At 70.7% G+C, this 19,419-nt stretch carries 19 protein-coding genes; 10 read left to right on the plus strand and 9 right to left on the minus strand.

Annotation, left to right across the window (positions count from 1 at the left end; all coding sequences use genetic code 11):
- Positions 1 to 31: 31 nt before the first annotated feature.
- The gene (locus Q1A98_RS03130; protein WP_299569791.1) at positions 32 to 535 is read left to right on the plus strand and encodes a VOC family protein; all 504 of its coding nucleotides are present in this window, start codon (positions 32 to 34) and stop codon (positions 533 to 535) included.
- A 7-nt stretch (positions 536 to 542) separates the two neighbouring features.
- Here the strand turns inward: Q1A98_RS03130 and Q1A98_RS03135 are convergent, their stop codons facing one another.
- Positions 543 to 1,208: a maleylpyruvate isomerase family mycothiol-dependent enzyme gene (locus Q1A98_RS03135; RefSeq protein WP_299569793.1), complete on the minus strand. Its 666-nt coding sequence runs from the start codon at positions 1,206 to 1,208 to the stop codon at positions 543 to 545.
- 116 nt (positions 1,209 to 1,324) lie between these two features.
- Between Q1A98_RS03135 and Q1A98_RS03140 the strand changes: the two genes are divergently transcribed.
- A complete protein-coding gene (locus Q1A98_RS03140) occupies positions 1,325 to 1,717 on the plus strand; it encodes a tautomerase family protein (RefSeq protein WP_299569795.1) in 393 nt (130 codons plus the stop codon).
- Here Q1A98_RS03140 and Q1A98_RS03145 read toward each other — a convergent pair.
- Positions 1,714 to 2,328, minus strand: a complete 615-nt coding sequence (locus tag Q1A98_RS03145; protein ID WP_299569797.1) for a TetR/AcrR family transcriptional regulator — start codon at positions 2,326 to 2,328, stop codon at positions 1,714 to 1,716. The genes Q1A98_RS03140 and Q1A98_RS03145 overlap by 4 nt on opposite strands.
- Positions 2,329 to 2,424: 96 nt before the next feature.
- Between Q1A98_RS03145 and Q1A98_RS03150 the strand changes: the two genes are divergently transcribed.
- Together Q1A98_RS03150 and Q1A98_RS03155 are read left to right on the plus strand one after the other, a co-directional pair.
- Entirely contained in the window at positions 2,425 to 3,261 is an 837-nt protein-coding gene (locus tag Q1A98_RS03150; protein ID WP_299569799.1) for an alpha/beta hydrolase, read from the plus strand.
- Positions 3,262 to 3,388: 127 nt separating this feature from the next.
- Complete coding sequence (locus tag Q1A98_RS03155; protein ID WP_299569801.1) at positions 3,389 to 3,853, plus strand: hypothetical protein; 465 nt, start codon at positions 3,389 to 3,391, stop codon at positions 3,851 to 3,853.
- 8 nt (positions 3,854 to 3,861) lie between these two features.
- Here the strand turns inward: Q1A98_RS03155 and Q1A98_RS03160 are convergent, their stop codons facing one another.
- The 3 genes from Q1A98_RS03160 to Q1A98_RS03170 form a co-directional block, all read right to left on the minus strand.
- Positions 3,862 to 5,286 (minus strand): lipase family protein, encoded by a 1,425-nt coding sequence (locus Q1A98_RS03160; RefSeq protein ID WP_299569803.1) that lies wholly within the window; start codon positions 5,284 to 5,286, stop codon positions 3,862 to 3,864.
- 87 nt (positions 5,287 to 5,373) lie between these two features.
- Positions 5,374 to 6,009 carry a TetR/AcrR family transcriptional regulator gene (locus Q1A98_RS03165; protein ID WP_299569804.1) on the minus strand — a complete coding sequence of 212 codons (636 nt, stop codon included), beginning with the start codon at positions 6,007 to 6,009 and terminating at the stop codon, positions 5,374 to 5,376.
- The gene (locus Q1A98_RS03170) at positions 6,006 to 7,586 is read right to left on the minus strand and encodes an MBL fold metallo-hydrolase (protein ID WP_299569806.1); all 1,581 of its coding nucleotides are present in this window, start codon (positions 7,584 to 7,586) and stop codon (positions 6,006 to 6,008) included. Before Q1A98_RS03170 ends, Q1A98_RS03165 begins: the two co-directional genes overlap by 4 nt.
- 104 nt (positions 7,587 to 7,690) lie before the next feature.
- On the opposite strand from Q1A98_RS03170, the gene Q1A98_RS03175 reads away from it, so the two are divergent.
- Entirely contained in the window at positions 7,691 to 8,449 is a 759-nt protein-coding gene (locus Q1A98_RS03175; RefSeq protein ID WP_299569807.1) for a 1-acyl-sn-glycerol-3-phosphate acyltransferase, read from the plus strand.
- Between the two features lie 10 nt (positions 8,450 to 8,459).
- Here Q1A98_RS03175 and Q1A98_RS03180 read toward each other — a convergent pair whose 3' ends face one another.
- Both Q1A98_RS03180 and Q1A98_RS03185 read right to left on the minus strand, forming a co-directional pair.
- Entirely contained in the window at positions 8,460 to 9,626 is a 1,167-nt protein-coding gene (locus tag Q1A98_RS03180) for a diguanylate cyclase (RefSeq protein ID WP_299569809.1), read from the minus strand.
- Positions 9,623 to 10,801: a diguanylate cyclase gene (locus tag Q1A98_RS03185; protein WP_299569811.1), complete on the minus strand. Its 1,179-nt coding sequence runs from the start codon at positions 10,799 to 10,801 to the stop codon at positions 9,623 to 9,625. The genes Q1A98_RS03180 and Q1A98_RS03185 overlap by 4 nt, the downstream gene beginning before the upstream one ends.
- Positions 10,802 to 10,846: 45 nt before the next feature.
- Here Q1A98_RS03185 and Q1A98_RS03190 point away from each other — a divergent pair, with 45 nt between their 5' ends.
- From Q1A98_RS03190 to Q1A98_RS03200, 3 genes are all read left to right on the plus strand, one after another.
- Positions 10,847 to 11,614: a 1-acyl-sn-glycerol-3-phosphate acyltransferase gene (locus Q1A98_RS03190; RefSeq protein WP_299569813.1), complete on the plus strand. Its 768-nt coding sequence runs from the start codon at positions 10,847 to 10,849 to the stop codon at positions 11,612 to 11,614.
- Between the two features lie 32 nt (positions 11,615 to 11,646).
- The gene (locus tag Q1A98_RS03195) at positions 11,647 to 12,441 is read left to right on the plus strand and encodes an HAD family hydrolase (RefSeq protein ID WP_299569814.1); all 795 of its coding nucleotides are present in this window, start codon (positions 11,647 to 11,649) and stop codon (positions 12,439 to 12,441) included.
- Positions 12,442 to 12,523: 82 nt separating this feature from the next.
- Complete coding sequence (locus Q1A98_RS03200) at positions 12,524 to 12,889, plus strand: hypothetical protein (protein ID WP_299569816.1); 366 nt, start codon at positions 12,524 to 12,526, stop codon at positions 12,887 to 12,889.
- Positions 12,890 to 12,989: 100 nt separating this feature from the next.
- On the opposite strand, the gene Q1A98_RS03205 is transcribed toward Q1A98_RS03200, so the two are convergent.
- Positions 12,990 to 13,853 carry an aldolase/citrate lyase family protein gene (locus tag Q1A98_RS03205; protein WP_299569817.1) on the minus strand — a complete coding sequence of 288 codons (864 nt, stop codon included), beginning with the start codon at positions 13,851 to 13,853 and terminating at the stop codon, positions 12,990 to 12,992.
- Positions 13,854 to 13,964: 111 nt separating this feature from the next.
- The gene (locus Q1A98_RS03210; RefSeq protein WP_299569818.1) at positions 13,965 to 15,701 is read right to left on the minus strand and encodes a SpoIID/LytB domain-containing protein; all 1,737 of its coding nucleotides are present in this window, start codon (positions 15,699 to 15,701) and stop codon (positions 13,965 to 13,967) included.
- A gap of 197 nt (positions 15,702 to 15,898) precedes the next feature.
- On the opposite strand from Q1A98_RS03210, the gene Q1A98_RS03215 reads away from it, so the two are divergent.
- The gene (locus Q1A98_RS03215; protein WP_299569819.1) at positions 15,899 to 18,142 is read left to right on the plus strand and encodes an N-acetylmuramoyl-L-alanine amidase; all 2,244 of its coding nucleotides are present in this window, start codon (positions 15,899 to 15,901) and stop codon (positions 18,140 to 18,142) included.
- A 36-nt stretch (positions 18,143 to 18,178) separates the two neighbouring features.
- On the plus strand, positions 18,179 to 19,378 hold the full coding sequence (gene glf / locus Q1A98_RS03220) for a UDP-galactopyranose mutase (RefSeq protein ID WP_299569820.1): 1,200 nt from the start codon (positions 18,179 to 18,181) through the stop codon (positions 19,376 to 19,378).
- Positions 19,379 to 19,419 lie beyond the last annotated feature (41 nt).

Genomic DNA, 19,419 nt, shown 5'->3' on the forward strand with positions numbered 1-19,419 from the left:
CCCACCAGCAGGCGGCGACGACGATCGAGCCATGACCACGACACAGGACACCACCCCGGCAACCGGAACCCACACCACCGACGGTCGACCGCACGTCTACTCGTCGCTGACGCCGTTCATCGTCGTCACGCCCGCACGCGAGGCCATCGACTTCTACCGCGACGTGTTCGGCGCGGAGATCGCCGGCGTCACCGAGATGGGCGGTACCGTCGCCCACGCCGAACTGCAGTTCCCCGACGGCCGACTCCAACTCGGCGAACCCAGCCCCGACTACGACCTCGCCGCGCCCACGGGCGGTGCGCCGGTCGTCTACTCACTGGCGGTCTATGTGACCGACGTGGACGCGACCGTCGAGCGCGCGGCGGCGCGGGGCGCGACGATCCGCGAACAGGCGATGACCTTCGTCTCGGGTGATCGGTTCGCGTCCGTCCTCGACCCGTTCGGCGTGCGGTGGTCGGTGATGACCCGCGTCGAGGACCTGTCCCCGGAGGAGAGCGAACGCCGGATCGCCGAGTGGGCCGCGGAGCAGGGCTGACGCGGGACTACTCGGCCAGGTCCACCGTCGGCAGCTCCCCGAGCACCGCGAACGCGTCGAGATAGGGCCCGACGTCGCCGACGACCGTCCACGCGCGCAGCTGTGCCGCCGACCGGCGGGAGACCAGGGCACGCGCCAGGTCGGCGTCGGACGCGGCGACGACCACCGTCGCCTCACCCTCGGCGGATCGCCAGTTCCAGCTCGTCCCGCGCAGCGCGAGCGTCGGCAACCCGGCGACGCGGTCACCGAGTCGGCCGGCGAACCGATCGCGCACATGCAGGGCCGCCGGGGTGTCGGTGGCGCCGCGGATGCGCAGCGCCCCGCGCAGGTCCTGCTCGTGGATGACGATGTCGTTGATCGGTCGATCGCCGACGGTGCGCAGGTGCGCGACCATCGCGTCGGTCAGCCCCCGCCACTCGGCGATCAGCTCGGACACGTCGCGGTCGCGTCGCGCGTCGACCTGTGCGGCAGTCCATTCCGCGCCGTGATCGTCGGGCTCGTTGCCCGCGACGACGTCGACGCCGATCCCGACCATGTGCGACAGCAGGTCCCGGACGGTCCAGTCGGGGCAGGCGGGAACACGCGACTCGACCGCAGCCGACGTCGCCGCACCCACCAGTCCGATCACCCGCTGCTGCGCGGCGGTCCACTCGGTCACCGCGTCGAACGTCATGGGCCCTCCCGGATGTCGTCGACGGAATACCCGTCGCGGGCGTCCGGTTGTCCCGGGCGTCGTCGGCCGAGCGTAGAACGCGTGCGGCTCCCTCAGCGAGAACGCAGGTCGAGCCCATGCCCCTGGTCCACATCCACGTCATCGAGAACCGGAGGGACGCCGCAGCGCTCCGTCGTCTCGCCGACGTCGTGCAGTCGGTGATGCTCGACGTGTTCGCCGCGCCGCCGAGGGACCGCTACCAGCTCATCACCGAGCACAAGCCGGGCCTGATCATCGCCGAGGACACCGGTCTGGGCTACACGCGCACCGACGACCTCGTCGTCATCCAGGTGACCCAGCAGGGCCGTGACGCGGACCAGAAGAAGGCTCTCTACGCGACGCTGGCGCAGCGTCTCCACGACGAGTGCGGCCTCGACGGCGACGATCTGATCGTGTCGCTCGTCGAGAACACCCGCGCCGACTGGTCCTTCGGCCGCGGCGTCGCACAGTTCCTCACCGGCGATCTCTAGGACTGGGCGGTGGCGGCCGAGATCAGCACCTCCGCGGCCTCGCGTGCGTGCCGCGCAGCCGTCGGGTCCCCGGTGATCGCCGACGTGGTCTGCGCTCCCTCGGCCAGCAACACGAGCTGGCGGGCCAGCGTCTCCGGTGCGCCGATCTCGGCGACGAGACCGTCGACGTAGGCCTGGAACGACTGCTTGTGTTCCCGCGCCGCCTGCGCCACCCGCTCCGAGGTCCCGCCGAGCTCGCCGAACGCGTTGATGAACGCGCATCCGCGGAAGTCGTCGGTGGCGAACCACGTCGCGAGGAAGTCGAAGATGCCGAGCAGTTTCTCCCGCCCACCGGGGTGCTGCTCCACGGCCGCGTCGATGCCCCGGACCCACATCGCGTGTCGACGGCGCAGGACCGCCAGCACGATGGCGTCCTTGCCCTCGAACTCGGCGTAGAGACGCTTCAGCGACACCCCGGCGGCCGCGCGCAGTTCGTCCATGCCGACCTGCTGGATCCCGCGCTCGTAGAAGAGTCGGTCCGCGGCCGCGACGACCGTGTCGCGGACCGAGCCGTCGTCCCCGCCCACCCCGGTCGAGGGCTCGACCGGGGACGGGGCCTCGTGCGACGTCATCGCACCATCCTACTTGACCGGAGAACGTTGGTTCTCTAGAGTGAGGGACATCGGAGAACGCACGTTCTCCGGGGCATCGATCGAAGGAGAGATGGCATGGCATACGTGACGACCGTGGGCACGGAGAACTCGGCGCCCATCGAGCTCTACTACGAGGACCACGGCAGCGGTCAGCCCGTCGTGCTCATCCACGGCTACCCCCTCGACGGGTCGTCGTGGGAGAAGCAGACCCAGGCCCTGCTCGACGCCGGCTACCGCGTCATCACCTACGACCGCCGCGGCTTCGGCAGGTCGAGCCGTCCGACGATCGGCCACGACTACGACACCTACGCCGCCGATCTCAAGGCCGTCCTCGACACCCTCGAGATCAACGACGCCGTGCTGGTGGGCTTCTCGATGGGCACCGGTGAGGTGGCCCGGTACATCGCGAACCACGGCTCGAGCCGAGTCTCGAAGGCCGTGTTCCTCGGCTCGCTCGAGCCCTACCTGCTGCAGACCGACGACAACCCCACCGGTGTCCCGCAGGACGTGTTCGACGGGCTCGCAGACGCCGTGAAGTCCGATCGCTACGCGTTCTTCACCAGCTTCTTCCAGAACTTCTTCAACACCGACGACTACCTCGGCAACCGTCTCTCGCAGGAGGCGCTCGACGCCAACACCCAGCTGGCCTACAACGCGTCGCCGTACTCGTCGATCCACGCGCAGCCGACCTGGCTCACGGACTTCCGCGAGGACATCCCCAAAATCGACGTGCCGACCCTGATCGTGCACGGCACCGCGGACAACATCCTCCCGATCGACGCCACCGGTCGGGAGTTCCACAAGGCCCTCCCCGACGCCGAGTACGTCGAGATCGAGGGCGGCCCGCACGGGCTGTTGTGGACGCACCATGCCGAGGTGAACAAGGTCCTGCTGGACTTCCTCGCGAAGTAGTCACCGATCTCGCGCGGTCCACCCCGACCGCGCGGTGCCAGCGGCACGCCGCTCACCGGCCGCACCCGTGACCCGGGTGCGGCCGGTTCGGCGTTTGCGGACCCGGCGTCCGGGGAACGATGCAGTCGTGTCCTATCGTGAGGCGGTCACCGAGGCGGCCCTCGGCGCATGGCTGTTCAAGGCCGACAGTGCCCGATGGGACATCGTCGGTGCCATCGACGACGGCCTCACCGCCGTCGAGAGTCGTTGTGTCGCCGACAACTACCGGGCGGCCATGATGCGAAGCGGGCACCGCGCGATCCTCTGGGTGAGCGGTGCGGTGTCCGGGCGCGCTCCGCGCGGCGTCTGGGGGATCGGTCGGCTCACCGGGCCCGCCGTCCCGGACGGCGACGGACGACTGGTGGTGCCGACCGACATCGCGCTGCTCCGTCCCGCCGACCGACTCCGCGCCGACGACCTCCGCGAGATCCCCGCGCTGAGCGCGCTGGAGGTCCTCCGGATGCCGGCCGGCAGCAACCCCTCGTGGGTCGACGTCGAGCAGTTCGCCGCCCTGCGGGACCTGCTGCCACAGTGGCCGTCTCGACGGCGCTGATCACCAGGTCACCGCCGCGGCGGGTTCCCCAGCTGTCGCTGGACCAGGCCGCCGAGGACGTCGCCCACCTGTGCGACGAACGCCTGGCGTACCCGGGGATCACCGGCGATGGTCCCGACGTCGGTCGTCGAACAGCCGCTGCGCGCGGGCATCCCGTCCAGGCGGTCGTTCATCCACAGCATCGCCGGCAGGAACCCCGCCACCGCCAGCGACAGGTGTTCGCTGAAGTGGTCGCGAAGGTACTCCACCTGTCCGCCCCGCGAGCAGTAGGTGCGCACCAGGGTGTCGACAGGCCCGACGGGGACCAGCCAGTCGGGGTGGGACTGGTAGACGAACAACGGCATCGCCGGCGTCGTCCGCCCCATCCGTAACGCCCCGAGGACCGCGCGGGGCACCGGGTGGTCGAGAGGGTCACCGGGCACCGCGAACAGCGAGCGGACCGGCAGGAAGGGCACGAGAGCGGCCTGATACGCGACGCACAGAGGGTTTTTCACCGCCAGCAGTGCGCGCGCGGCGGGCGTCGCGGTCCGGTCGAGGAATCGGGCCAGTTCGGGGTACTCCCGGCTGACCCCGATCACGCCGCCGACGATCAGACCCGATCCCAGGTTCCCGTCAGCGAGATCGACCAGCGCCCGGACGTCGGCCGGGACACCCCCTTCAGCGGCGGCAGTGATCCGGAGGTCGGGTGCGTAGGTCGATTGCAGTTCGGCGGCCCAGCCGGTCGCGATGGCCCCGCCCGAGTAGCCCATCATCCCGATGCGGGCGGCCGGATCGAGCCGCAGCGGTGCGAACGAGCGTGCCGCGCGGATCCCGTCGAGCACGATGCGCCCGGCCAGGGGTCCGGCGGCGAACGCCGACCGCGGACCCTCGTGGTCGGGGACGACCACCGAGGACCCGGTCGCCAGCAGCGAGGCGATCTGCAGCACCTCGAGCGACGAGTTCACGGTGCCGCTGACGGCGCCGGGCACCGAACCCTGTTGCAGCACATAGGACGGGGCGCAGTACTGCGCCGTGGAGTCCTCCGCCGACTGCCACGACACGAGACGCCGGGTCTTCCCGGGGTCGACGCCCCGCGGCGTGATGACGGTCGCGACAGCGGGGATCGGCTCATCGCGGGTGTCCGTCGACCGGTAGGACACCTGCCACGCGTCGACGGCGATCGGGACGAGCGAGAACGCGGCGAGGCTGACCCGACGCGCGGCGAGGATCTGACCCGGGCGGGCGGCGGCCACAGTGGCGGCGGGCGGCGCGTAGAACCGCGCGTCGAACTCCGGTGGCAACGGGACGGTTCCGAACGACGGCGCGGGGACGACGGACGGTGACGCCGGCGGCGCCGCGCCCGCGCCCGGTGCCACCAGACCTCCTGCGAGTCCCACGGACACAGCCGCCACCACCACGCACCGCGCGAACCATCCCTGCCGAAGAACCCGCACGCCGTGTCCTCTCGTCGATGTGAGACACCGGCGTCTCACTCGTGGGCGAAAGCTACCCCAGGGTGAGCCACGCCACAAGGGCGGATGTCAGATGCGGATGAAGGCGAGCAGGATCTGCGCCAGCACGTCGACTATCGCATCGAGGTCGGGACGATCCGGACCGTCGGTGCTCCACCGGTACACGACAGCGGTCAGCGCACCGACGAAACCGATTGCGCGGTAGGAGTCCTCGGCCGCGTCACCCGCCGGTCGTCCCGTGTAGTCACGTACCGCAGATCCGAAGAAGTCGACCCACACCTCACGACCCGCCAACCGATGGTCCTCGACACGGGGACTCACGCCGACGATCTCGACGAACACGATCGCCGCTCGCCGGCGATCGGTGCCGAACGACCGCATGAACGCCGTCATGGCCACCCGTGCGAGCGTCGGGATGTCGTCCGTGCCGGCCGCGGCCAGGTCGGCGCCGATCTCGGCTCGGGCGTGCGCCTGGATCTCGTCGTAGGCGGTCAGCAGCAGCGATTCCCGGTCGGTGAACTCTTCGTAGAACTGTCGCCGCGACAGGCCCGCCTCGCGGCACAAGGCCGTCACGGAACTCCCCGCGTACCCGGAGGTGCCGAACACCTCGATCGCCGCGTCGACGAACCGCCGTCGGCGCTCGGCGCGTCGATCGGCCACCGACCGACCCGCGTAGGTGCGGGCGGAGCCGGCGTCGGTGGTCACGACTCGAGGCGGCGAGCCCGGAGTTCGTGGCCCTTCGACGTGAGGCAGCGACCGGTCGGCAGGTCCCAGGACCAGCCGTGCAGGTTGCAGGTGAGCTTCTCGCCCTCGATCACCCCGAACGCCGACAGGTCGGCCTTCAGGTGTGGGCAGCGACGCTGGATCTCCCAGCCGTCCTTCTCGATCGACGCGGTGTCGTCGTGGGCCTCGGCGAACCAGCCGTCGGCGTAGGCGATGCGTTCTGCCGTCAGGCATTTGAAGAAGGTGTAGAGGAACTCGTTGTACCCGCCGACGCGCCACGTGGTGAACCGCGTCGACAGGAAGACGGTGTTCACCCAGTCGGGCTCGTCGTCGCGGAGCACCGTGCGGACGAGCTCCGGCGCGATGCGGAATCCGTAGCGGTACTTGCCCTCACCCTCCTTGGGCTCGCGCACGATCCGGTTCGGGAAGTCCAGGACGACGGTCTCCTCACCGAGCACCAGACCCACCGGGTATCCGATTCCGTCGGAGATGAGATCGCTGGCGCCCATGATGGGTTCGAACAGCTCGCGCAGTGCCGGCAACAGCGGGCCGGTGTCGTCGGAGGCCCAGGTGGCCTTCTCGGCCGCGATGACCGGTGCGAACTTCTCGGCCATCCGTTCGAGGTAGGCGGCCTTGTTCTCGCCGAACACCTCGTCGGGCGCGTAGGGGTGCTCTATCGAGACGAGTTCCGAGCCCTGCAGATCCACCGTCGAGCCCGAGACCATCATCAGCCCGCGGTGCTTCGTGCCGTCGTCGGTGCCGTGCTCGCGCATCTGCTCCAGGAACGTCGCCTGGTCGGGGAAGATGCTCGTCGGGCGGCCCTTGTCGTCGACGTCGCCGGTGTCGTTGAGGTACCGCAGCTCGTCGTCGAGGAACATCGGCGGACCGGCCGACGGGACCACCCAGGTGGCACCGACCTGCTCGATGTAGGACCGTGCCCGGTCCATCCCGCGCTGACGCTTCTGCGCGGCGAAGTTCGCCTTCGTGCGCCGCGGGATGTCGTAGACCATCGGGTACCAGATGGCGCCGGAGTACTGCAGCAGGTGGATGTCGATGTGGCCGAACGCATCGTGGACCACCGACAGGTCGACGGGGCGCGCGTCGTTCATGTTGAAGCACGTGGTCTCGCCGTCGGAGACGATGAGCCCCGAGTCGCCGATGGGACCGTCGGCGGGAGCCCGCAGCGCGACGATCATCACGTCGAGGCTGCCGCGGTCGGTCGACACCGTGGTCGTCACGGAGTCCTCGGTCTCGACGAAGCGGTGGAAGCCGAGTGCCTCGAGCTCACGACGCAGATCCGGCACCGGGTAGTCGGGGAGGAGCACCTGCGCGTCCTTGTTCACGTTCTCGGCGAGGTTGCGCGCGTCGAAGTGGTCGCGGTGCAGATGCGAGACGTAGAGGAAGTCGCAGTCGCCGAGGGTCGCCCAGTCGAGCTCGGAGTTGTCCGGGAACGGGAACCACGACGCGAAGTAGGCCGGGTTGACCCACGGGTCGCACAGGATCGTCCCGGCTGCCGTCCGGATGTGGAATCCCGCGTGCCCGACGCTGGTGACCTGCACGTGTACCCGTCCTCTCGCGTGGCCGTCTGCTCCGGTCGAGGATAGTCGCGGCCCGGTCCGTCACCCGAGACGTGCAGGTGAGACCGCCCACTAGGGTGGTCGGCGTGGAACCCGCCTACGACACCGTGATCACCGTCGCCCGCTCGCTGTGGGCGCTTCAGGGACTGAAGTTCACCGTCATCGGGCAGGAGAACATCCCGACCGAGGGCGGGGCCGTCGTCGCGATCAACCACACCGGCTACATGGACTTCACCTACGCCGGCCTGCCCTCCTTCCTCCACGGCCGCCGCAAGGTGCGGTTCATGGCGAAGAAGGAGGTCTTCGACTCGACGCTCTCCGGCCCGATCATGCGGGCGCTACGGCACATCCCGGTCGACCGTGAGGCCGGCGCCGACAGCTACCAGGCCGCGGTCGAGTACCTGCGCCGGGGCGAGCTCGTCGGCGTGTACCCCGAGGCGACCATCAGTCGCAGCTTCGAGATCAAGGCGTTCAAATCGGGTGCGGCGCGGATGGCGCTCGAGTCCGGGGTCCCGATCGTCCCGCACGTCATCTGGGGCGCGCAGCGCGTGTGGACCAAGGGCCACCCCAAGAACATGGGCCGGTCGAACGTGCCGATCCACATCACCGTCGCCGAGCCGATCGCACCCGAGGGCACCCCGGAGACGCTGACCGAGCGGCTGCACGAGGTGATGGTCGAGACGCTGCACCGCACCCAGGAGAACTACGGCCCCCATCCCGCAGGCGAGTTCTGGGTCCCCGCCCGCCTCGGTGGTTCTGCGCCGACGCTCGCCGACGCCGACGCGGAGGACGAGAAGGAGGCCGCGGAGCGGGCGGCCCGGCGCGCACAGCGGTCGTCCGACTGACCCGCGGCGGTCACAGATCGGCGATGTGAGCCCGATCGCCACCGGCGCGCTTCGCCTCGTACATGAGCCCGTCGGCACGACGCTGCGCCTCGCGGAAATCGTCGGCGGAGCGCCGGGGTGACGCCGGTTCGACGATGACGGCCGCGCCGACACTCACCGTCACCGACCTCGGCTCGGCTGTGGTGTCCTGCGGGCCGGCGGCGACACGAAGTCTGGGCACGACCGACTCGACGCGCCGGACGAGGTCCTCCCGGCTGCCGACGACGACCGCCATGAACTCCTCGCCGCCGGTGCGCCCGACGATCGCACCGTCACCCATGCCGGCGAGCATCGCGCCCGCGAGCCGCTGGAGCACCTCGTCGCCCTCGTCGTGGCCGTGGGTGTCGTTGACCGCCTTGAAATCGTCGACGTCGACCACGACGACGGCCAGCATCGCCTGTGTCGACCGTGCCCGGCCCCACGTCACCTCCAGCGCTGCCTCGACGCCCCGACGGTTCCGCAGTCCGGTGAGCGGGTCACGGACGGACTGGCGGGCGTCGGCCGACAGCAGAGTCCACGCGACATGCGACGCGATCGGGGCTCCGCACACGGCCGTCAGCATCGCGACCGTGCCGGACCCGACCCCGAAGAGGTCGACGACGTCGGTGCGCGCCACCCGCCACGCACTCGCGATGATGAACCAGAACGCGAACAGCAGATGCGCGACGACCCAGCGGGAGCTGACGAAGTACACGCAGATGGTGCTCGTCAGCGCGAGCAGCACGCATCCGAACGCGCCGTCGAGCGGCGGCAGGGTCAGCATCACCGCGGCCACGCCGAGATCGCCGAAGATCAGCAGACCGACGAAGTAGGCGCGGGCACGGCGCCTCGTCCGCGGCATCGGCAGACGCATGATCGCGACGACGACGATCGCCTGCAGCACCAGGATGACCAGGGTGATCGCGGTGCCCCACGTGCCGCGCGGTCCGCGGGAGCTCAGCAGCGCCAGCACGGAACCGAGCGCCATCATCGTCGTGGCGGCGGCGAGCGCGAACCGCAGCTGACGGTTCAGGGGTCGCATCGAGTGGTGATGGATGATCCAGAGGTAGTCGTAGGGGTTGACCAGCCACAGCCAGAAGGCCCGCGGCCACCCGTCGGCGATCCGCGGACCCCGCGCCTGCGAGCGCAACGAGCTCATCGGAGATCCCCCACCCTCGCAGTGTCCCCCCCGGCCCTCTTGGCCTCGTACATGAGGTCGTCCGCGGCCCGCGTCGCCCGCCGGACGATCGGCGCGAGGTCCCCGCCGACGGTGGGATGAACGATCGCCGCACCGACGCTGACGGTGATCGTCACCGTCCGGACCGCCGCGCCCACCGCTGCGGGCAGTTCCTGCACCACGGCGCCGACCTCGTCGTCTGTCCCCGCCGCGAGCACGGTGAACTCCTCGCCGCCGGTCCGTGCGACAGCGGACGTTGATGGTGCGGCGACGTCGACCGCGGCCGCCAACTCACGCAGGACGGCATCGCCGACGTCGTGCCCGTGGCGGTCGTTGACCGACTTGAAGTCGTCGACGTCGACCATGATCACCGCGAGCACCGCACCGGAGTCCAGCGCGGACGACCACAGCGGTCGGATCGCCGACCACAGGCCCCGGCGGTTGAGCACACCGGTGAGCGGGTCGATCAGGGAGTCGCGGGCGTCCGCCGACAGCAGCGACCAGGCGATGTGCGTCGCGGTCGGCATCAGACAGACCGCCATGAGCATCACGACGATCCCGGCGGCCACGGCCCAGCTGTCGAACTCACCGCTCAGGGCGGTCCGGTACCCGCAGATCGCGATGACCGCGGTGCACCACACCAGGTGCGCCACCATCCATCGCGCCGACAGGCAGAACGCGCACAGCGCACTGGGCAGCGCGAACAGCGCGCAGGCCACGGCACTGACGACGGGCGAGTAGAGCAGCAGGACGGACGTCAGCCCGACGTCACAGAAGACGGCCGCGGACACGAACGCGATCCGGGCCGTGCGCGCGGACCGCGGCGCGGGCGCCACCAACACGATCACGACGAACACCGCCTGGGCGACGAGGACGACCACCGGCCAGGCGCGGGCGAGAGTTCCCGACGGCCCACGGTCACTGGCGAGGAGCAGCATCGAGCAGATGCCCATCCCGGTTGTCGCGACCGCCATCAGCAGCCGGTACGGGAGATGGAGCGATCGGGTCGAGTGGTGGGTTATCGCGAAGGAGTAGTCGAAGGGGTGGGTCCACCACCAGCGCACCTGCGCGATCAGGTCGGGCTCGTCGACGAGTGGGTCAGCCCGGACGGGTGGGCGCGCGGCACCGCGACGCCGAACCCGTTCCGCCCCGTCCATCCTGACCATCATGGCCGGGACAGAGGGCCTCGATACCCTTGTTCCATGGAACCGGTCTACCGGTCGCTGGAGATCGCGGCGCACACCCTCGCGGCCGTCCAGGGCATACAGCTGTCGGTTGTGGACGAGCACCATGTGCCGTCCGAAGGTGGTGCGGTGATCGCCGTCAACCACACGGGCTACGTCGATTTCCTGCCTGCCGCGCTCGGCGTGTACCGGGCCGGCCGCCGCGTTCGCTACATGATCAAGTCCGAGATGATGGACGTCCGCGTCGTGCGGTTCCTCATCGAGCACACCCACACCGTCCCGGTCGACCGGTCCGCCGGCGCCGAGGCGTACGCGACCGCGGTGGAACGTCTGCGGGAGGGCTTCCTGCTCGGCGTGTACCCGGAGGCGACCATCAGCCGCAGCTTCGAGCTCAAGGAGTTCAAGACGGGCGCTGTCCGCATGGCCGCGGAGGCCGACGTGCCGATCGTCCCGTGCATCGTGTGGGGCGAACAACGACTGTGGTCGAAGGGCACGAGCCGACGCATGGGTCGACACCGCATCCCGGTCTCGGTCCGGTTCGGGACGCCGCTGCATGTCGAACCGACCGCCGACCCCGGCGCCGAGACGGAGCGCCTGAAGTCGGTGATGTCCGATCTGCTCGACGCGACGCGGGCGGACTACCCGGAGCACCCCCGCGGTGCCGACTGGGTACCGGCCGCGATGGGGGGATCTGCGCCGACCCTCGCCGAGGCGCACGAGATCGAGGTGGTCGAGGAGCGGGAGAAGGCCGCCGCCCGCGCCGCGAAGCGTGCGGAGAACGCGTGAGGCGACACCGGTTCGGGCCTCCCTCGCTGATCGTGAGCGATGTCGACGGGACCCTCATCGACGACGACGGCACCGTGCGGTCGTTGACGCGACGGACGCTGGCGACCGCCGCCGAGCGCGGCGTGCCGTTCGTCCTCGCGACCGGTCGACCACCGCGGTGGGTCGACGAGATCGCGCGTCAACTGCCGCATGCGACCTACGCGGTCTGCGCGAACGGGGCGATCGTGTACGACATCGTCCACGACTCGATCCTGCACGCGTCGACGCTGAGCACCGACGCGTTGGCCGAGCTGGCCGATGCGGCCCGTCGCGAGCTCCCCGGCTGCGGGTTGGCCGCCGAGCGCGTCGGTGACCCGGGCGAGGACGCCGCCACCCCCACCTTCGTCGCCGACCCCGGCTACGAGCACGCGTGGCTCAACCCGGACCACACCGAGGTCGGCGACGACGAGGTGATCGCGGCGCCCGCGGTGAAGTTGCTCATCCGCGCCTCGTCGATGAGCAGCGGCGAGATGGCCTCCCGCATGCGCGCCGCGGTCGACGGCCGTGCGGCGATCACGTTCTCGACCGACAACGGGCTCATCGAGGTGGCGCAACCCGGGATCGACAAGGCCAGCGGCCTGCGGATCCTCGCCGACATCGCCTCGCTGTCGAGCGACGCCGTCGTCGCGTTCGGCGACATGCCGAACGACGTCGAGATGCTCGAGTGGGCCGGCCACGGTGTCGCGATGGCCAACGCCCATCCGGCCGCACGCGCCGCGGCCGACGAGGTCACCACGAGCAACGACGACGAGGGCGTCGGACGGGTCCTGGCGCGCTGGTTCGCGTGACCCGGGCACCGCTCCGAAATGGGACGAAACCGACACCGACCCTGCCGTGGACAGTCGCTCGGGCGTAGGACACACTGGTGTGATGGACATCGCACAGAACCGTCGAAGCATCGTTCGTGCCGTTGCCGGGGGGGTCGCCGCGACCGCAGCAGTCGCAGGTCTGGTCACCGTCGGCGCCGGGACCTCCTCCGCCGCACCGCAGAGCGAGCAGTTCTACACAAAGACCTTCACCTCGCGGTACTACCCGACCCCGCAGAGTGCCGTGATCGGCGCGGAGGTCTCCCTGTACTTCTTCAACGCACAGCGCCTCAACGGCAACCAGGCGTGCGTCGAGCAGCCGAACCCCGTCGTGAAGCTGGACCGTCCGGTCGGTTGGACCGCGACCGTCTCGGCGCTGTGCATGACCGACGTGGGCACCGCCCGCTCCGCTGCGCCGGTCACCGGCTGATCGGTCGCCACCGCGTCACCGGGGGGTGACGCACCGACCACACGAGGACGCCCCGCCGAGTCGGCGGGGCGTCCTTCGTCGTCCTGGGGTGCGTACCCGGTCAGTCGGCGATCAGGCCGAGGCGTTCCGCCCGCTCGAGGACCGACTGCGCGCGGCCGAGGGTCGGGAGCGCGCTGCCGTCGTAGACGTCGCCGCCACCCCCGAGTTGCGCCACCGTCTCCCGGGCCGCGGCGATGTCGTCGGCGGAGGGGCCGAGGAGCTCGTTGACGCGGGCCGCGTGGTCGGCGTCGAGACACAGGCGGGCGGTCATGCCCATGCTCGCCGTCACCCGCGTCTCCTCCTCGAGGCGGTCGCCGGCGTTCTTCAGCGTCGGCCCGTCGATCGGGGCGGGGAGTCCTGCCGCGCGGGACGAGACGACCAGCCGACCGCGCGTGTAGGCCAGCGCCATCGGGTCGGCGGAGACGCCCGTGTCGCGGCGGAAGTCGCCGAGCCCGAACGCGAGGCGCGCGCAGCCCGGCCGACGGGCGATCTCGGACGCGTTCTCCACACCGAGGGCGGACTCGACGAGCGCCACCACCGGGACCCGTGCGCCCAGTCGTCCGAGCGTCGCCGCGATCTGCATCGGTGACTCGGTCTTGGCCAGGACGATGCCGGCCAGACCGCGTGCGTCGGCGATGGCGGTCAGGTCGGCCGACCAATCGGGAGTCCCTGCGGTGCTGATCCGCACCCACGCGGACTGCGTGGACAGCCACGACCGCACGGCGCGGCGGCCCTCGGGTCGCAGGGCGGCGGGGAGTCCGTCCTCGAGGTCGAGTATCAGCGCGTCGGCGTCGGACGCGGCGGCCGCGTCGAACGCGTCGGGGGCGTCGGGCCGGCCGGGGACGAGCAGCCAACTCCGCGCGACGTCCGGGGGTGGGCGGTGGTCGTGGACTGCGGATCGGGGGAGCGCGGTTGCGACGGTCACAGATCACACCTTCTGGTCGACGTGACCTCGATCATCGCGAGGGTCTACGGCCAGGGGAAGATTGCGCACATTTTGTTCACTGTGCGCGTTGTGCGGGCCAATACCGCCGCGTCAGCCGCCCACCGCGTCGCGGGTGGGGAAACCGAGCACACCCTCGGCGCCCTTCGAGACGAAGTCGGTCAGCGCCGAGCCGGCGAGCGCGTGGGCGCCGGTGTCCGGGCTGAAGTAGACGGTGCCGTTCGCGAACTTCTGCATCGCTCCGCCGACGAGCTGGATGACCGGCGAGAGCACCTGCCCCAGGACGCCCGACGGCCCACCGAGCTCGGCGATCTTCGCGTCGATGGCGGCGATCGCCGCGGTGAGGAACTGCGTGGTCGTGGACGACGCGATGCCGCCGATGCCCTGCGTGATCGATCCGACGACCCCCGAGGTCCCGCCGGTCGACGGCGCCGACGTGGACGGGGCGGTGGTGGACGGTGTCGTCGTCGACGGCGAGGTCGCCCCGCCGATGGCCTTGGTGATCGCGTCGAGGACGGACGGCAGCAGGCCGCCGGACACGTCGGTCACCGCACCGCCGAGCGGGGACCCGCCGCCGGCTCCGCCGACCCCGCCGGGTGGCGCCACGATCCGCGGCTTGGGCTGTCCCTGCACGGTGAACCACGCGGACTTGAGCTGCAGCTTCGTGCGGACGTCGTCGCCGGTCGTCTCCACCGTGCGGCCGCTGCCGACGATGCGGACCTTGGTGGCGCGCCCGTTCTCGGCGCCGAGCCCGTTGGCCTCGGTGACGGCGATGTCGCGCAGGGTCCCGACTCCGAAGGCCGACGCGATGCTCCCGGCCCCGACCGTCGCGGTCCAGTTGTGGTTGGGCGACTCGGTGTCCCCGTCGTCGACGACGGCGGGGAAGTTGATGCCCGCGGTGTAGCCGCCGGTGGACGAGGAGAACTCGGTGAAGGCGGGCTGCCCGTTCACGACGCGGATCTGTCCGGCGGTCGCGTCGGCGGCGGCGTTCGTCCGCGGGTCCTCACCCGACGCGCCCCCGTAGACCTGCGACATCATCGTGTCGTCGATCTTCTTGCCCGTGGCGACCGCGGCCAATGCGTAGGTCCGCGCGGCGACGGCCTGCGCCTTGAGCGCCTCGGCTCCGCCCTGATCGGCCCAGCCGGCCGGACTCTCGCGCGGCGTCACACCCTTCGTGTAGTCGTCGATGCCGACGATGTTCACGACCCGCCCGCCGTCCAGTCCGATGGACCCGCGGTAGGCGACGTCGTTCCCGCAGAACCGGAGCCACTCGTTCGCGGGCCGGTTCGCACCCGCGGTGATCGGGTCGACGACGGCTTTCGGCAGCGTCACCGTGCGCACGACGGCGCCACCGCAGCCGGCCGTGATGGTGGCGGTGCTCCCGGACAGGCGAACCGCCTGTCCGGGAGCCACCACCTGGCCACCGACCCTCGCCCCGGCGTCCGCGCGGACACTCGCCGTCGGCTGCTTCGTGAGCGTCACCGACACCGGCGGGTTGTCCACCTTCCCCGCGGAGGTACCGCCGTAGTAGTGGGCGAGGATCTGGTCGTACTTCCAGCCGCGTTTGGCGTAGCCGAACGCGCCGTACTGGCCCATCCCGCGGCCGTGGCCCAGGCCGTGGCCGATCAGGGTGACCGTGTTGCCGACCGACAGGGCGACGTCGTCGGTCCGGTCGGACAGATGGGTCCCGGTCGCGATCGCCGTCACGACCAGCGCGGGGGCCAGGCCGAGACCGATCCACCCCCACCGTGCGCGGCTGTCGGGGCCGCGGCGTGGCGTGCGGATCCGGGGTCCACGCAGCCGTGAGCTGTCGGTGGCGCGTCGTGCCATCGGCGGGAGTCCTCACGGTCGGGAACAGCAACCTCTGGGACGTTAGTGTCCGGTTTGCTGTCACAACAGCCCCACTGAGTCACAACAGCATCACGAGTTACACGACGCGCCGTGTCGGATCCCTGACGCGCCGACGGCCGACGTCCAGGATGTGGCGGTCTGTCCGATTTCCGTTCACCGCCGAGGGAGACATCATCGTGCGCCTGACATCGGCCGTGCGTCACCGCACCCGTCGACATTCCGTCGTGCTCGCGACCGTCGCCGCGGTGGTCGTCGCCAGCCCGGCGGTGGTGCTCCTCGCCGGCAGCGCGCCGGACGCCGCGGTCGAGGCGGGCGCCCCGACGACCACGCAGACCACCGTCCGGCAGGTCTCCCTCGACTCCGTTCCCAGCGTCGTCGTCGACCTGGTGCGCTCGGGTCTGGCGAGAGCAGGGGTGACCCTGCCGCCGATCGACCTGTCGTCGCTGCCCGCGATCGGGCCCGGGGGACTGCCGAAGGAACTCCTCGACGCCCTCCTGCCGCCGTCGACGACGTCGACGACACCCGCCCCGACCGTGACCACCGACCCGCGGACACCGGTGTCCGCCGATCTGCCCGGCGGCGCGCCACCCACCGGAGCCGTGGTCAAGGAGATCTCCCGCCCGGACCCGTTCTCGATGATCGCCCTCACCTGGGACGACCTCGTCGGCCCGAACGCCGCCGGCGCGGCGGCCGACGCCCTGGCCCAGACCACCGCGTACGTCCGCGCGCAGAAGGCGGACAAGTCGTGGGGGCCGTGGCTGTCGGCCGACGCGATCGACGGCGGGCCGGCTCGTACCACCACCGCGATGGGCACGGAACCGATCTGGGTGGGTGCCACCCGTGCCGTGCAGGTCGCGGTCACGCGTGCCGGTGTGGCCACCCCGGCCCCGGAGGGTGCGGTCGTCCCGCCGCGGGTCGGCGCGTCGACCCCGGCTCCCTCGTCGAATCCCCCGATGACCGTCACGCCCGGTGAGATCGCACCGCGGGCGTTCACGCTGCCACGCGCCCCGGTGGCCGGCGACCCGATGGCGCCCGGCGGCGCACCGGCCCCGCAGGGGCCGACGACGACCGCGACGGCTCCGGCACCGATGACGACCCCGTCGACGACGAGTCCGCTCGAGAACGTCGTCTCGACGCTCAAGGCCGCCCTCATCGACCCCGGCACGGGAACGCTGAAAGGCCTCGGCGCAGGGGGCGCGGGCGGTGCCACCGGCGTCCCGCCGGGCCAGCAGCCGCCGATCATCACCCGCGCGCAGTGGGGAGCCGACGAGTCGAAGCGCTGCGATCAGCCGACCTACGACCCCGCGGTGAAGGGTGCGGTGGTGCACCACTCGGCCGGGAGCAACGACTACACGCCGGAGCAGTCCGCGGAGATCGTCCGCGGCATCTACGCGTATCACGCGCAGACGCTGGGCTGGTGCGACATCGGGTACAACGCCCTGGTCGACAAGTACGGACAGATCTTCGAGGGCGCCTTCGGCGGACTCGACCGCAACGTGCAGGGCACCCACACCGGCGGCTTCAACCGGGACACCGTGGGCGTGGCCATGCTGGGCAACTACAACGACGTCGCCCCCACACCCGACCTGATCCGCTCGGTCGGCAGCTACCTCGGGTGGCGGCTCAAGCTCGCCGGCGTCGACCCGAACGGCACCGCGCAGCTGGTGTCACAGGGCTTCAGCTCGTCGAAGTACGGGGCGGGGGAGACCTCGAACCTGCCCGTGATCTCCGGTCATCGCGACTACAACAGCACCGAGTGCCCCGGCACCCTCGGCTATGCGGCGCTCCCGGCGATCCGCGCGGTCGCCGCGGGCAACCTGGCTGCCGCGGGCACGTCCACCCCGACGGCCACGCCCGACGCGGGGTCGGCGGTCGGGACCACGAGCACCGCGCCCCCGACGTCGTCGACCACGACGCCCGGCGCCGAGCAGGTGCTCTCGACGACCGACACCGGCGCGATCGCCCAGAAGTGGATGTCGACCGGTGGCCCGACCGGCGCCCTCGGCGCCGCACTGGACACCGAGAAGACGACCCCCGACGGCGCCGCCAAGTACGTCGACTTCGACAAGGGGAAGATCTACTGGTCGCCGCAGACCGGCGCCCAGATCGTCCAGGGCCTCATCGGCAGCGCCTGGGGCGGCGCCGGGTACGAGAAGTCGTCGCTGGGACTGCCCACCTCGGGTGAGTCCTCGCCGCTCGACGGGATCATCACGCAGGCGTTCCAGTTCGGTTCTCTCATCTTCACCAAGTCGTCGGGCGTGGTGATCCAGGTCGCCCAGAAGTTCGTCGAGGAGTTCATCAAGAGCATGAAGTCCCAGCTCCTGCCGGGTGCGGCGTCCGCGCCGGTGACCATCCCGACCACGGTCCTGCCGGTCCCGAGCACGCCCGCGGCGGTGCCGGCGTCGCCGCCCGCGGCGTGACGGTGGCACCCGAGGCGTCCGTTACCCTGAACCCCCGTGGCAGATGACCAGCAGTACGACCTGATCGTCGTCGGATCCGGGTTCTTCGGGCTCACCGTCGCCGAGCGCACCGCCTCCGAACTGGGCAAGCGCGTCCTGGTGGTCGAGCGTCGGCACCACCTCGGTGGCAACGCCTACTCCGAGCCGGAGCCCACGACGGGCATCGAGGTCCACAAGTACGGCGCCCACCTGTTCCACACCTCCAACGAGACGGTGTGGGAGTACGTGAACCGGTTCACCGACTTCACGAACTACCAGCACCGGGTGTTCGCCCTGCACGACGGGCAGGCGTACCAGTTCCCGATGGGACTCGGGCTGGTCTCTCAGTTCTTCGGTCGCTACTTCACGCCGGAGCAGGCCCGCGCGCTGATCGCCGAGCAGGCCGGGGAGATCAAGACCGAGGACGCGCAGAACCTCGAGGAGAAGGCGATCAGCCTCATCGGCCGGCCGCTCTACGAGGCGTTCGTGCGCGACTACACCGCCAAGCAGTGGCAGACCGACCCCAAGGAACTTCCCGCGGGCAACATCACCCGCCTCCCGGTCCGCTACACCTTCGACAACCGCTACTTCAACGACACCCACGAGGGTCTGCCGGTCGACGGCTACACCGCGTGGCTCGAGAACATGGCGCGCCACGACGACATCGAGGTCCGTCTCGACACCGACTGGTTCGAGATCCGCGACGAGGTGCGGGGCGCCAACCCGGACGCGCCGGTGGTCTACACCGGTCCGCTCGACCGCTACTTCGACTACGCCGAGGGCGAGCTCGGTTGGCGCACACTCGACTTCGAGACCGAGGTCCTCGACACCGGGGACTTCCAGGGCACGCCGGTCATGAACTACAACGACGCCGACGTCCCCTTCACGCGCATCCACGAGTTCCGGCACTTCCACCCCGAGCGGGAGTACCCGAAGGACAAGACCGTCATCATGCGCGAGTTCAGCCGCTTCGCCGAGTCGGGCGACGAGCCCTACTACCCGATCAACACCCCCGAGGACCGGACCAAGCTGGCCCGCTACCGAGACCTCGCCAAGGCCGAGACCGCCTCGCAGAAGGTGCTTTTCGGCGGGCGCCTGGGCACCTACCAGTACCTCGACATGCACATGGCGATCGCGAGTGCGCTGACGCTGTGGACCAACACCATCGCCCCGCATCTGCGGGACGGGGCGCCGCTCGCGCAGGCGGACGGGTCGTGAGCGCCGACACCGCGGTCGGGCTCGACGTCGAGCGCGGCGCG

The organism is uncultured Williamsia sp. (assembly GCF_947494875.1).
GTDB lineage: Bacteria > Actinomycetota > Actinomycetes > Mycobacteriales > Mycobacteriaceae > Williamsia_A.

Bases quoted from the DNA above. Each gene is read 5' to 3' on its own strand.
- Q1A98_RS03180 (WP_299569809.1), bottom strand. From the start codon at position 9,626: ATGAGCTCGTTGCGCTCGCAGGCGCGGGGTCCGCGGATCGCCGACGGG.
- Q1A98_RS03190 (WP_299569813.1), top strand. From the start codon at position 10,847: ATGGAACCGGTCTACCGGTCGCTGGAGATCGCGGCGCACACCCTCGCG.
- Q1A98_RS03200 (WP_299569816.1), top strand. From the start codon at position 12,524: ATGGACATCGCACAGAACCGTCGAAGCATCGTTCGTGCCGTTGCCGGG.
- Q1A98_RS03210 (WP_299569818.1), bottom strand. From the start codon at position 15,701: ATGGCACGACGCGCCACCGACAGCTCACGGCTGCGTGGACCCCGGATC.
- Q1A98_RS03135 (WP_299569793.1), bottom strand. From the start codon at position 1,208: ATGACGTTCGACGCGGTGACCGAGTGGACCGCCGCGCAGCAGCGGGTG.
- Q1A98_RS03150 (WP_299569799.1), top strand. From the start codon at position 2,425: ATGGCATACGTGACGACCGTGGGCACGGAGAACTCGGCGCCCATCGAG.
- Q1A98_RS03145 (WP_299569797.1), bottom strand. From the start codon at position 2,328: ATGACGTCGCACGAGGCCCCGTCCCCGGTCGAGCCCTCGACCGGGGTG.
- Q1A98_RS03130 (WP_299569791.1), top strand. From the start codon at position 32: ATGACCACGACACAGGACACCACCCCGGCAACCGGAACCCACACCACC.
- Q1A98_RS03140 (WP_299569795.1), top strand. From the start codon at position 1,325: ATGCCCCTGGTCCACATCCACGTCATCGAGAACCGGAGGGACGCCGCA.
- Q1A98_RS03185 (WP_299569811.1), bottom strand. From the start codon at position 10,801: ATGGACGGGGCGGAACGGGTTCGGCGTCGCGGTGCCGCGCGCCCACCC.